The sequence below is a fragment of the Mesorhizobium humile genome, assembly GCF_033977215.1.
GTDB lineage: Bacteria > Pseudomonadota > Alphaproteobacteria > Rhizobiales > Rhizobiaceae > Mesorhizobium > Mesorhizobium humile.
Window position 1 is genome coordinate 413,578 of record NZ_JAVIIV010000003.1, and the last position, 13,163, is coordinate 426,740.

Sequence of the window (13,163 nt, forward strand, 5' to 3'; positions counted from 1 at the left end):
ATGAAGCCTGCAAAACCCATTGTCATCGGCGGATTTTACAGATCAGGGACCACGCTGGTTCGAAGAATTTTGGATTCTCATAGTCATATTCATTGCGGCCCTGAAGTGAAGTTCTTCAAGGATTTTTTTGGCGATTATATAAATGATCCATTGGCGCATGTGCGCCTGTTCTCAACCGCAAGATCTTACGGGCTGCCGGACACGCAGCTGCTCTCGATTTTCGGGGCGGCATTCATCGCGTTTCACGAGGAGGCAGCAAGGCTCTCCGGAAAGGAACGCTGGGCCGACAAAAACCCAGAGAATGTTTTGTATCTACGGGAATGGGACGCGATTTTGCCTAACGGTTTTCTGTTCGTTCACGTGGTTCGAAATCCATTGGATGCCCTGGCGTCGCTTGTCGAGATCGGCTTTGAGAAGGCGGTGCCAATCGAATTCGAGAACAAGGTTTATCTGTATGAACGATTTCGAAAGGCTGGTGATGCGTACTGTTCTACCAATCCGGCGACGAGCATCGAGATTGACTACGATGATCTTGTGAACTCACCTGAGGATGCGGTCATGACCTTGGCAGAGCACCTTGGTGAGCCCTTCGAGGCACAGATGCTTGTCAGTTTGAATGCGCCGGAGCGGCGAGGCGGGATAGAAGATCCCAAATCTTCAAAGCACGCCGTTGTCCACTCAAGGAGTGTTGGGCGTGGCCGTGCCGAGCTTGCCGACAGCGAAATCGAATTGGTAGAGCGGCATCTATCCACCTACCTTTCGTAGGTTCAAATGGTGGGCCGCCTCCACGCGGCGGTTCGACCGGGATGTTACATCGACTGACAACGGAGACCCAGTGCGCATCGTTGCTCTTATCGCCGTCCGAAACGAAGAACTCTACATCAGCCGTTGCCTGGAGCATCTGTGCCGGAATGGTATCGAATTTTGCCTTATCGACAATGGCTCTACTGACCGGACTGTGGAGGCGGCCAAGGACTATCTGGGTCGAGGTTTGATCCGCATCGTGCCTGCTGAATACCCAGGCTTTTATGATTGGGTGGGATTGCTGAAGCTGAAGCAGCAACTAGCAATCGAAATTGATGCGGACTGGTTCATTCACCACGACGCGGACGAGATCATGGAATCGCCCGTTGCTAATGTCCTCCTTGCCGATGCGATCGCCTCCGTCGATGCGGCTGGCTTCAACGCTATCAATTTTGACGAGTTTGTTTTTGTTCCGACCGATGAATCGGAGTCCTTTGAGGGGACGGATTATGTCGAGCGCATGCGCCACTACTATTTCTTCGAGCCGCATCCTGTCAGGCTTGTCCGGTGCTGGAAGAAGGCACTGGATATAGAACTGGCGGAGTCTGGTGGACATGAGGCAAACTTTGAGGGAAGGTGGTTGTTCCCGCAGAGCTTTGTACTTCGGCACTATATTGTGCTAAGCGCGGCCCATGCCCGAAGGAAATATTCAGTTCAACGGAGCTACTCGGAAGAGGAGGTTCGCAATCGCGGATGGCACGGTTGGCGAGCGAAGTTCCGTGACGAGATGGTCCGCTTGCCTAGCCGCGGGCAGATGTTTGAACACGCGGTGCAGACGGAATGGAACAGGACACAACCACACAAGAATCACATCTTCATCACTCAATCGCGATAGCATAGGCAACCGGTCTCGGAGCGCATGCGCGCCCATCCACTAATCAACCGGAACGCGAAAAGATCCAAATCCCTAGCTCTCGCCCAATCTCCCGCGCTAAGGCGATAGCCGGGTAAGTGGTCGTGGATTTTGCAATCCAGCGGCAGCGGGCGCTGGTCGGTCCGAGGGTGCGGCCCGTCGTCATGGTCCTGGTCGCAGCTACCTCCTCTTCAATGGACAGCGAAAAAGAGGCCGGCTCGGAAAAGTACATCTGCGACAAAGATCGCAAACAGCCTGATAACCGCCCGGATCAAGGAGGGGCGTGTCTGCGCAGGATCCATCGGGAAACCAGGAAATTGAGCGTCGTCGTGATCGCAAGCGTTGCAAAGAAGGCCGCCGTGCGGCTTTGCAGCGCTCGCTCGAGAAGATGAAGGGTTGCCAGGCCGGCCACGAACACCGCGACGACCGAACCGCCGACCGCCAGCCGGTCCGCGAAGCCGGTACGCCCGCCTGGAAAGACGCGGTCCGGATAGAACGCCATCACGAATGCGAGGCCCGCCAGCCAGGCAATCGTGTAGGAAACGCCTGACGACAGAACTGTCAGGCCGGCAAAGTAGACGGCGCTCGTCAATGCGGTGTTCAACCCGCCCGCCGCGAGAAAACGCAGCGCATCCGGGCCTATCCGGTCAGTGCTCATCCGGCTTGGACTGTCGCGAGGAAATCCGAATAGTCCCTGATGTAATCGCTTGCGTCATATGGATGCGAGGCCATGACCAGCAGAACCGTATCCGGCTGGAACTTGTACTGGATGCCCCATACCCCGGGCGGCAGGTAGAGACCGATCGAGGGATCCGCCAGCAACACTTCCTTCCTTTCGCGGCCGTCATCGACGACCACCGAGAGGCGGCCATGGGTGGCAATCAGGAATTGGTGGCACTGGCGGTGCGCATGCTCACCCCTGACCTTGTCGGAACGAACGCCATAAACGAGAAACGAGCGCAACGGCTTGAAGGGCAGGTTCCGTCCGAACTCGAGCGGGGCCAGTTCGCCGCGCAGGTCGCTGAAATGCGGCAACCGCCAGAGCTCGCAGCCGCCGACGTCCAGCGCCATCCTGTCGCCGGCGGCGCCGGGTGTCGCTTGCATTATGGTCGGTTCAACCTGCGGACCGGTCTGATAGCCGACGATGACGGCCGGATTTCCGACGACCACGGCGTTGGCCGGCACATTCTTGGTCACCACGGCGCCAGCGCCGACCATTGCCTGGCGGCCGATGGTTATTCCCGGCAGGATCGTTGCATTGGCCCCGATCGAAGCGCCGTCCTCGACGATCGTCTGGAGAAACGTCTCCGGGTAGTGCTTCGAGCGCGGGAAGCGGTCGTTGGTGAATGCAACATTCGGCCCGACGAAGACGCGGTTGCGGATGCGCACGCCATCCCACAACTGAACGCCGCTTTTTATGGTGACGTCGTCGCCGACCGTCACATCATTCTCGACAAACACATGATCGCAGATGTTGCAATTGGCGCCGATCACGGCACCCGGAAGGACATGGGCGAATGCCCATATGCGCGTGCCGTCGCCGACGTTCGTGCTTTCGCAGATGCCGCGGTCATGAACAAAAAAGGTCTTGTCGTTCATGCAGACGTCCCATCGACAATGCGACTTATTATCCGCAGTGGGCGCGATTTGGTATTTTCAACCGCTCGCCAAAGATAACAGCCCAGGATGCCCTGCACCGCGAGGATCGCCGACCCAAATCCCACGATGAGCAGCACCAGTGTCGTGTACCCGGCCGGGTCGATCTTGCCAAGCAAGCGGGCGACGACGGTGATTACCGCAAACACGAGGCTGAGAATGCAGCCGGCAATCCCCACCCAGAGTGTAAGAACGATCGGAAAGTCGGAAAACGACAAGATCGAGTCCATCATATACCGGAGTCGGCGCCCCATGCCCCAGGCGCTTTTCCCATGCTCCCGTTCGCGGCGGTGATAGGGCACGAATTCCCGCCTGAAGCCTACCCAGAACAGTTGCACGACAAGCGAGCTGTTCGGTTCCTCGATTGACAGGATCGCTTCCAGCACCTGGCGGTTGCAGGCAAAAATATCGACGCCCCCGCTTGGCATGCTGGGCAGGATCAGCCTGCGGTACACGCCCCAGAACGCCCGGGAAAGAAACCGCGTCAACAGCGGATCGTCTCGCCCCGCTCTTTTGCCGAACACGACGTCCGTCGCGTCTCTTTCCAGTATTGAAAAGAATTCGACGATGAGTTCCGGCGGTTCTTGAAGATCGGCCGCCATTGCAGCCACATACTTGCCCGATGCATGCTCGAGCCCGGTTCTGATGGCCGTGAAGGAGCCAAAGTTGCGACTGTGGAAGATCACCTTGTAGTCGTAGTCGGTATCCTTCAAAGCCGTGATCAGCAGCGCGCCGGATGCATCCGGCGATCCGTCGATGACGAAGACGAACTCGATATCGCCTTGGTACCTGCCGTGAAAGCCGGCAACCGCCTGCATCAGGGCAGGGATGTTCGCCTCGTTTCGATAGATGGGAAAAACAATGGAACGCGCTGTCACATTGCCTCCCATTCGCCGAGGGCCTTGCAGACTTGCTCGATCTCGTCATTCGACATGTCCGGGTAGCACGGGACGGAACAAAGACGGCCTATGCTTGCCCTGGAGATCGCGAGGTTCTGCACCCCTTTCATGGGCAGGTCTGCCCAACCGACCTGATCGCAATCGAGCACGGGATAGTGAATATCGGTGTCGATGCCGCGGTCCTTCATGAACGCCCGGAATGCATCCCGATCGTCGCAGAGCAGGACCGCAAGGTGCGCAACCGCGCCGGCGCCGCCGTCGAGGAATTTGAGCCGGCGCCCGGCAGCGGCCTTGAATCGGCCGAGGACGGCACGACGCTGTTCATTGCGGCTGTTCAGATCCGGAAGAAGGACGTCCAAAATCGCGGCCTGGACCTCATCCATGCGGGAGTTGCGCCCTCCAGGCAAACCCACATGATATTTGGAGCTCCAGCCATATTGATGAAGCTGACGAACGCGCTCTGCCAGTCTTGGATTGGAGGTGAGGACCGCGCCACCGTCACCCATCGCGCCGAGATTCTTGGTCGGGTAGAAGCTGAAAGTGGCGATGTCTCCAAGTGACCCAGCCATCTCACCCCGGATGCTGGCACCGTGCGCCTGGGCGCAATCCTCGATGACCGGTATGTGCGACATGCCGGCAGCGATAAGTCCCGTCCGAACAGCGGTAACGTCGACCACCCCGCCGTAAAGGTGGGTAACGACGATCGCAGCCGTGTCGACACTCACCGCTTGCAGCACGGATTGGACGCTTACAAGTTGGCTTGCCGGTTCGATGTCGACGTAATGTGGAATGAGGTTGTTGTGCCAGCAGGCACAACTGGCATATCCCCCAGCATTGGCCGCCACGATCACCTCGCGTCCGTGCGCATCATCGAGTCCGACGATCGAGCGTAAGGCGAGTTCAAGGGCGTCCGTGCCGTTTGCGACAAGGATGCAATTGGCGGCTCCTACAAACTTCGCAAAGTTCGCTGCGAATCGCTTGCCCGCCGCGCCGTTGAGCCACCATCCGGACTGCAACGTGCTCGCCACTTCGCGCGCGATCTTGGCCTCGTAGCGCTGGTACAGGCGCTTGAGATCGTTCATCGGAACGGCATTGGGCGTTGTCATCAACAACTCTTATCCATTCCGGCATCCTTGCGTGGCAAAACACCCAGAAAATTCAACTGCTGCCGATGCACCACATCTGACGATACTTGCATCGAGGGCACTGCGGGAAAGCCAAGACCAGAGCCACAACTATTGAGATTCCGGCTCAGCCGCAACTGCTTTGCGAAGCGTGGTAAGCTGCGGTATTGGTCAATGCCGTCTCCGCAGGCTTGATCGGCGCCGCCGTGAGCGACGCCACTCGACCACCTTTGAGCGTTGGTCTCTTCGTGCATAGCCGTTGCAACAAGCTTATGGCGGCTTAGTGAAGCCGAATCGCGATCCTGCGCTATTTATTAGCAGAACCTATTGGGTGTCTTCCGGCGGCTTTTCTGAAGCGACCAACAAGTCCGGCTTGAGTTGTTGCAGCTTCCAGACAAATTATTTGCACAACCGCATATGCACCCAAAAAACCTCTGGCTCTCCCGCCCTCTCCGCGCTAAGGCGATAGTCGGGTAAGGGGTTGGGGACTTTGCAATCCAGAGTGGTGGCGGACGCTGGTCGGTCCGGCGCTGTTCTGGCAGTCATATCCCGGCGCCTGGAGTTCAGTACTACCCAATGACTGCATACGTAGAAGCCGTATCGGGTATCCGACCAAGGATGCGGCGCGCCATCATCATGATCCAGGATCTCGTCATGGTCCTGGTCGCGGTGGCGCTTAGCCTGATCCTGTCGCAGTCGCGGCTTTCCTTCGACGCGTTCTCCGCCAGTGGGCTGGCCTGCTGGGCGCTCATCGTGCTCATCGCCCATCTTTTGTTCCGCACCTGCGGTCTCTACAACACCGTCTGGCGCTTTGCCTCCACGCCCGACTTCTTCAATATCCTGAAGGGCTGCGGCAGCCTCACGGTGGTTCTCTATCTGGCTTCGCTCGGCTTCCGCTTCTTCTTCCAGCCGGTCGCCGGCCTCAACGAGCGCCAGTTCATCGTCTTCTTCCTGGTCTCCTTCACCATCATTTCGGCGCCCAGGCTCTACTATCGCTTCCTGCGCGACGGCGCGAGCTGGCGCATTTTGCGCCGCGCCACCGGCGATGCCTCGACCAAACAGGCACTGTTCATCGGTCGGCTGAGCGAGGCGGACCTGATCGTCCGCTTCACCCGCACGGCCCAGCCCGCCGAATACGCGATCGCCGGCATCATGGCCACCGAGAGCGAGGCGCCGCTCGGCACGCAGATCCAGGGCGTTCCGGTCGTGGCGCTGCGGGCGCGCCTGGTCGAAGTGCTGGAGGACTATGTCAAGGGCACGGAAAACCTCGACCTCCTGATCTTCGGCCAGGGGGTCGAGCGCGAGATCGAGGACTATGCCGAGCTGGTGCGGATTGCCCGCCACAGCGGCATCGGCGTCGTCCAGTTTTCCGGCCTGTCGGAACTGGGGCAGGGCGGCAAGCTGGTCCTCGATGCCGTCGAGATGGAGACCATCATGCGCCGTTCGGCGGTGGCCACCGACACCACGCGGATCGGCGCTTTCGTCGGCGGCAAGCGCGTCATGGTCACAGGCGGTGCCGGCTCCATCGGCCGCGTGCTCGTCAAGCGCGCGCTGGAGCTGGGCGCCGAGGCGGTGCTGGTGGCCGACAATTCCGAGTTCGGCATTTTCCAGCTCGATCAGCAGACCGACGATGGCGACCGCGACCGGCTGACCAGCCGCATTGTCGACGTCACCGACCGGCCTCACATGACGCGTCTGGTCAGCGAGTTCAAACCCGCGATCATCTTCCATGCCGCGGCGCTCAAGCACGTGCCGCTGCTCGAGGAGAACTGGGAAGCCGCGATCGAGACGAATGTCTTCGGCACGCTCGCCTGCGCCGAGATCGCCGCCGAATGCGGGGTGCCGCAGTTCCTGCTGATTTCCAGCGACAAGGCCGTCGACCCGACTTCGGTGCTGGGCGTCACCAAGCGGGCGGCCGAACAGGTCGTCTCCTCGCTGCATGAAGCCCAGGCGACGTCGCCGCAGCCGCGCGCCGGCGCGGCGAACGGCCATGCCGGCGTCTCCGATCTACGTCATTCGGGCACGAAATTCATCGCCGTGCGTTTCGGCAATGTCTTCGGCTCCAACGGCTCGGTGGCGACCATCTTCCAGGCGCAGATCGAGGCCGGCGGGCCGGTGACCATCACCGACCGGCGCATGACCCGCTATTTCATGACCGTGGCCGAGGCCGTCGACCTCGTCATCATGTCGGCCGCCGACGCCGAGCGGCGCCGGGGCGCGGATGACTACGCCATCTACATGCTCGACATGGGCAAGCCCGTGCCGATCCTCGAAGTCGCCGAGACCATGATCCGCATGGCTGGCAAAAGCCCCTACACCGACATTCCGATCCGCTTCACCGGCATCAGGCCCGGCGAGAAGCTGCACGAGGCGCTGCACGCCGAGAACGAGGAGGTGGTCAAGCTCGACATCGCCAAGATCTTCGGCCTCAAGACCGGCGTCATTGAATGGCCGAGGATCGAGGCGGTTCTGCCGGCGCTGGTGGCCGCGATGCACAATCGCGACAAGGCCGCCGCGCTTGCCATCCTTGCCGGACTCTATGGGGCGGAAGAAGACATTCGCGGCGCGCGCGAAGAGGTGGTGCCGAAAACGGCCGGACAGGTCGGTTAACCTGTGCCGTACGCCCGCAATTGGCTATTGAAACCTGTTCAAGCACCCTTCTGGCAAGTGACTCCAAAGCCGTGACCAGAAGAGATCAGCGCGTGGCCGTTCTCATGGGCACGAAGGACGGCGCGGCATACATCGGCGAACAATTGGAGTCCTTGCTCGCACAGTCCTGGCCGCTCGTCGATCTCTGGGTCTCCGACGACGGCTCGTCGGACGCCACGACCGCAATCGTCGAGACGTGGCGATCCCGCTGGACCAAGGGGTCGCTCACACTTTTGCAGGGCCCGCAAAGGGGCTTCGCCGCCAATTTCCGCTCGATGATCATCGATGCGCGCATCGACGCCGACTACTACGCCTTTTGCGACCAGGACGATGTCTGGGAGCCGGATCGGCTGGAGAGCGCCATCCGCTGGATGGAGGGAGAGGACATGGAAACGCCGCTCCTGTTCTGCTCGCGCACGGCGACCATTTCGCAGACCGGCGTTCCGGCCGGCTATTCGCCGCTGTTTCGTCGCCCCCCGTCCTTCCGCAATGCGCTGGTGCAAAGCATCGCCGGCGGCAACACGATGCTCTTCAACCGCGCGGCACGCCAGCTTCTGGCGAAAGCATCGGCGAGAACCGAATTCGTCAGCCATGACTGGTGGGCCTATCTCATCGTCACCGCCGCCGGCGGCAAGGTCCGCTACGAGCCGCGGCCGCTGGTGAGATACCGCCAGCACGCGGCAAACCTCGTCGGCGCCAATGTCTCGTGGAGGGCGAGGTTTTCAAGGCTGGGGCGTCTGTTCCAGGGTCAGTTCGCCACCTGGACGGACAGCAATCTGCGCGGCCTCGCCGTCAACCGCGAGCTCATCGCGCGCGATGCAGCACTTTGCCTTCGCCTGTTCATCAGGGCGCGCAAAGGCAACATCTTCAAGCGTTTCGGCCTGCTCGACAAAAGCGGCGTCTACCGGCAGACATTCATGGGCACGCTCGGGCTCTACGTCGCTTTCCTTTGGCGCCGGATCTGAGCCATGACGGCCAAGCGCGCGTTCGACCTGGCGGTCGCTGTTCCGATGCTGGTGGTGGCGGCTCCCATCCTGCTTGTCGCGATGCTGGCAATCCGGGCAACGTCGGCCGGCCCCGCCATCTTTTCGCAGGTCCGCGTCGGCCGGGGAGGAGCCCTCTTTGCCTGCCGCAAATTGCGCACCATGCATCGGGGAACGCCGTCGCTGCCCACACACGAGGCGCCGGCCGGTTCGGTCACAGCGGTCGGCAAGGTTCTGCGCGCAACCAAGATCGACGAATTGCCGCAGCTCTGGAATGTGCTCAAAGGCGAGATGAGCCTTGTCGGCCCTCGTCCATGCCTGCCGACACAGGCGGAACTGATCGAGCGGCGCAGGGAACTGGGCGTGCTCACAGCGCTTCCAGGCATCACAGGGCTCGCGCAGATCAAGGGGATCGATATGTCCGATCCAAGACTTTGCGCGGAAAGCGATGCGGCCTACGTCAAGGCCGCCTCGACCGGTCTGGACCTCAAGATATTGCTGGGCACGGTCTTTCGCGCCTAGAGCAATTCCAGGAAAAGTGTAAGCGGTTTTCCGTCCGGAATTGCGCAAAACAAAGGGATAGAGCGTTTGACCGTTCACGGAAACGGCAAACCGCTCCCCTGCCGAGCCAGCTCCTCGAGCCGGCCGAGCGTATCGGTTTCCGGCCCCCAGCCTTCCGAGACCAGCAGCGACGGATCGCAGATCTGCGTCGCCATGAAGGCCTGCCATGACGCCCGCCGGCCAACCAACGTTGCCAACAGCTGCAACGGCGAGGCAGGCAGGGGCAGAAGCCGCGCCGGCCGGCCGTATCCGCGCCGGAACGCTCTGATGATTTCGGACATCGCAACCGGCGAAGCGTCGCCGAGCACATAGGTCGGGCGCGGCGGCACGGGGCGGGTCAGAAGATGCGTCACGGCGGCGGCCACGGCGTCGTGCGAGACGAGCGAGCGAACCGCCGTCAGGGCGGCTGCTGGCAGCGGCAGGCCGGTGTCCGCCAGCCGCATCAACCCACGCAGATTTCCCTTCATGCCTTCGCCATAGACCGGCGGTAGCCGCAGCGCCGCCGCCCCGCCGTGCCCTGACGCCGCGAAAGCCTCCAGCATTTTGATCTCGCCTTCGCGCTTGGAGCGCCCGTAGGCGCATTGCGGGGCAGGGGGCGTGGCCTCGTCGATGGTGCCGCTGAAACCGGGGCCTACCACGGCGCGGATCGAGGAGAGATAGATGAAGCGGCCGTCGATGCGCGTCGCCGCCGCCTGGGCGAGCCGGCCGGTCAGCGTCGCGTTGACGGTCCGCAAGTCGGCCGCGCCGGCGCCACGGTCGTTGTTGAGCGCCGCGCAATGGACGACATGCGTCACATCGCGCGTCAGCGCCAGGAAGGCTTCCCCGCGGCGCATCGGCGGCGGGCAGCGCGACGGCGTCGTCCGCGCCGGCCAGCCCTTGCGGGAGGCGGGAGGCTATCCGTATGTCGAATCCGGTCTCGCGCAACCGGATGACGACCCGGCGTCCAATGAAGCCTGTCGCGCCGGTGACCAGGACCTTCATGGGTGTCGGCTGGCGTCCGGCGCCGTCGCAGGCGCGCTTTTCCCGGTCGGCGCCACCGTCCGCCCGGATGCAAGGTAGGTCCCCGAGATCAGGAATACCATCAGCGTGGCGTCGAGAATGTCGTGGCCGACGAGGATGCCGGCCATTCCGCCGGTGAGATAGGTGATGACCGCGACAAGGACCATTGTCGCGCCGAACCGCTCCACCGGGTCGACGCTGAGGCGCAGCGTCCGTGCCGCGTTCCAGGCGGCGACGACGAAAATCGACGCCAGGGTCAGCGCCCCCAGCAGGCCGGCCTCGACCAGCGCCGTCAGGAAGCCATTGTGGAAATGGCTGAAACCCTGGCTCAGGCCGTACTGGTCCTGAAAACCCTGCTTCATCAGCGCCCGGCTCGCCGAGATGCCATGCCCGAAAATCGGCATCTCGCGAAACGCGCTGAAGCCGATTTCCCACATCGCCACGCGCAGGCCGAGCGCCGTCGAATGGTCGCCATTGGCGTTCAGCGCGTCCCAGTCGCTGACCAGGAAGTCGGCTCGATCCAGGATGGCGTGAGAGCCGATGGCGGCGATCACAAGGGCGATCACGACGCCGATCGCCACGAAGCGCGCCAGGCTGGCGCCGGTGAACCGGCGGCGGTTGATGAGAAGCACGACGATGCCGGCAATCGGCACGGCCACCCAGATCATGCGCGACCCCGAATAGACAATCGCAATGGCTCCGGCGATCGCCGCCGGGACCAGCAGCTTCCAGCGTTTCTCGATGCCCGACAGCGCACCGGCAAGGCATGTCATGACTGCGAGGCAGGTAACGGTTGCGAAGACGATCGGATTGCCGGCGCCACCCTCCGCCCTCACGCCGAGCCGATGATACTGGAACACGGCCATCGCCAGCGCGCCGAAGCAGGCCGCGGTGCTGGCCAGAATGGCGATGCGTGCCAGCACGCTCTTCTCGGTGATGCTCCAGGTCGAATAGGAGATGGGGAACAGCAGGAAGGTGATCAGCGGCAGGAAAAACCGCAAATCGGCGGCCAGCGTGCCGTTGACGATCGAAGCCAGAACCATCGCTGCGCAATAGGCATAGATCGCCACCGTGATGGCGAGCATCGGCCGGTCGACGTTGAGGCGCCGCCGTTTCGCAGCCAGCAGCATCGCGGACCACACACCACCGGCATTGAAGGTGATGCTGACCAGCGATCCAAGCACCGGCGGTGAGAAGAAGCAGGCGATCGAGAAATAGATGTTGATCTGTGCGGGCGTGAGGTGGCGCCGGAGCGTTGTAAACGGGTTCAAATGCTTGCTTCGCAATTTTCCAGGTTGCGCCCGGATTCACGGAGCCAGCCAGAGGCCGCCTCGCCGATCTCCGTTTGCCGCGCCTTGCCCGTTCCCCGAGCCCGTATAGCGGCTGGCGCCGCCCTGCGATAGTGCGGTCGACAATCTTGCGGCGGAAATCCCCCGATCCGGCGAGGATCGGGGAGCCCTGCAATTCCCTGGACGCCAAGGCCTTTGCCCGCTTCCCGCGTTTTCGGTGGCTCTGGCAGGATTTTCCGCTTTGCCGGCTGTGCTTGGAAAATTCGTTCTCCAATCACCTTGCGCCGCGCGGGTCTTGCATTGTTATCGGCGGCGCCGATCTGTTAGAACGCCCGCACGAAACAGTTTGTCCGAAGTGAAATCTGCGCCCGGGCGGCATGGAATTGCGCCTGCAATGCAAGATTTCCGCTCGACGGCACGAAAGAATGCTCGACGCTCCATGAATATCGCGCTCACGCATCTGCAGCGGCTCGAGGCCGAATCCATCCACATCTTCCGCGAGGTCGCGGCGTCTTTCTCCAAGCCGGTGATGCTCTATTCGGTCGGCAAGGATTCGTCCGTGCTGATGCATCTGGCGATGAAGGCCTTCTATCCGGCCAAGCCGCCTTTCCCGTTCCTCCATGTCGACACCACCTGGAAGTTCCGCGAGATGATCGCCTTTCGCGATCAGATGGCGCAGAAGCTCGGCTTCGACCTCCTGGTCCACGTCAATGAGGATGGCGTTCGCGAAGGCATCAACCCCTTCGACCATGGCTCCAACACCCACACCCATGTGATGAAGACGGTGGCGCTGCGCCAGGCGCTCGACAAATACGGCTTCGACGCGGCCTTCGGCGGCGCCCGCCGCGACGAGGAGAAGTCGCGCGCCAAGGAGCGCATCTTTTCCTTCCGCAACGCCCAGCATGCCTGGGACCCGAAGAACCAGCGGCCGGAAATGTGGAAGATCTTCAACACCCGCATCGCGCCGGGCGAGTCGATCCGCGTCTTCCCGCTGTCCAACTGGACCGAGCTCGATATCTGGCAGTACATCCTGCAGGAGAACATCCCGATCGTGCCGCTCTATTTCGCCAAGGAACGGCCGGTGGTCGAGCGCGACGGCATGCTGATCATGAAAGACGATGACCGCATGCAACTGCGCCCCGGCGAGGCGATCGAGAACCGGCTCGTGCGCTTCCGCACGCTGGGCTGCTATCCGCTGACCGGCGCGATCGAGTCCGATGCCGACACGCTGGAAGCCATCGTCGGCGAGATGCTGACCGCCCGCACGTCCGAGCGCCAGGGCCGCCTCATCGACCGCGACGAGGCAGGCTCCATGGAAAAGAAGAAGCGCGAGGGTTATTTCTGAT

The 13,163-nt window shown here is 61.8% G+C and carries 12 protein-coding genes; 6 read left to right on the forward strand and 6 right to left on the reverse strand.

The annotated features are described in order from the left end of the window. Entirely contained in the window at nt 1-765 is a 765-nt protein-coding gene (locus RFM52_RS07320) for a sulfotransferase family protein (RefSeq protein ID WP_320294827.1), read from the forward strand. 70 nt (nt 766-835) lie between these two features. After that, nucleotides 836-1,639: a glycosyltransferase family A protein gene (locus RFM52_RS07325; RefSeq protein ID WP_320294828.1), complete on the forward strand. Its 804-nt coding sequence runs from the start codon at nt 836-838 to the stop codon at nt 1,637-1,639. 289 nt (nt 1,640-1,928) lie between these two features. Here RFM52_RS07325 and RFM52_RS07330 read toward each other — a convergent pair whose 3' ends face one another. Genes RFM52_RS07330 through RFM52_RS07345 form a run of 4 tightly spaced genes read right to left on the reverse strand, consistent with a single transcriptional unit; the run spans nt 1,929 to nt 5,318 of the window. Further along, nucleotides 1,929-2,315: a hypothetical protein gene (locus tag RFM52_RS07330; RefSeq protein ID WP_320294829.1), complete on the reverse strand. Its 387-nt coding sequence runs from the start codon at nt 2,313-2,315 to the stop codon at nt 1,929-1,931. Further along, on the reverse strand, nt 2,312-3,256 hold the full coding sequence (locus tag RFM52_RS07335) for a WxcM-like domain-containing protein (protein WP_320294830.1): 945 nt from the start codon (nt 3,254-3,256) through the stop codon (nt 2,312-2,314). Before RFM52_RS07335 ends, RFM52_RS07330 begins: the two co-directional genes overlap by 4 nt. Then, nucleotides 3,253-4,191: a glycosyltransferase family 2 protein gene (locus RFM52_RS07340; RefSeq protein ID WP_320294831.1), complete on the reverse strand. Its 939-nt coding sequence runs from the start codon at nt 4,189-4,191 to the stop codon at nt 3,253-3,255. Before RFM52_RS07340 ends, RFM52_RS07335 begins: the two co-directional genes overlap by 4 nt. Then, nucleotides 4,188-5,318, reverse strand: coding sequence for a DegT/DnrJ/EryC1/StrS family aminotransferase (locus RFM52_RS07345; protein WP_320294832.1), 1,131 nt, complete (start codon nt 5,316-5,318; stop codon nt 4,188-4,190). Before RFM52_RS07345 ends, RFM52_RS07340 begins: the two co-directional genes overlap by 4 nt. 594 nt (nt 5,319-5,912) lie before the next feature. Here RFM52_RS07345 and RFM52_RS07350 point away from each other — a divergent pair. From RFM52_RS07350 to RFM52_RS07360, 3 genes are all read left to right on the forward strand, one after another. Then, nucleotides 5,913-7,946: a UDP-N-acetylglucosamine 4,6-dehydratase gene (locus tag RFM52_RS07350; RefSeq protein WP_320294833.1), complete on the forward strand. Its 2,034-nt coding sequence runs from the start codon at nt 5,913-5,915 to the stop codon at nt 7,944-7,946. Between the two features lie 92 nt (nt 7,947-8,038). Next, a complete protein-coding gene (locus RFM52_RS07355; protein ID WP_320294834.1) occupies nt 8,039-8,950 on the forward strand; it encodes a glycosyltransferase family 2 protein in 912 nt (303 codons plus the stop codon). A 3-nt stretch (nt 8,951-8,953) separates the two neighbouring features. Continuing rightward, on the forward strand, nt 8,954-9,490 hold the full coding sequence (locus RFM52_RS07360; RefSeq protein ID WP_320294835.1) for a sugar transferase: 537 nt from the start codon (nt 8,954-8,956) through the stop codon (nt 9,488-9,490). 74 nt (nt 9,491-9,564) lie between these two features. Here the strand turns inward: RFM52_RS07360 and RFM52_RS07365 are convergent, their stop codons facing one another. Further along, nucleotides 9,565-10,362 carry an NAD-dependent epimerase/dehydratase family protein gene (locus RFM52_RS07365; RefSeq protein WP_320294836.1) on the reverse strand — a complete coding sequence of 266 codons (798 nt, stop codon included), beginning with the start codon at nt 10,360-10,362 and terminating at the stop codon, nt 9,565-9,567. Nucleotides 10,363-10,506: 144 nt separating this feature from the next. After that, complete coding sequence (locus RFM52_RS07370) at nt 10,507-11,799, reverse strand: O-antigen ligase family protein (protein WP_320294837.1); 1,293 nt, start codon at nt 11,797-11,799, stop codon at nt 10,507-10,509. A gap of 457 nt (nt 11,800-12,256) precedes the next feature. On the opposite strand from RFM52_RS07370, the gene cysD reads away from it, so the two are divergent. Next, nucleotides 12,257-13,162, forward strand: a complete 906-nt coding sequence (cysD, locus tag RFM52_RS07375; protein ID WP_320294838.1) for a sulfate adenylyltransferase subunit CysD — start codon at nt 12,257-12,259, stop codon at nt 13,160-13,162. Nucleotide 13,163: the final 1 nt, after the last annotated feature.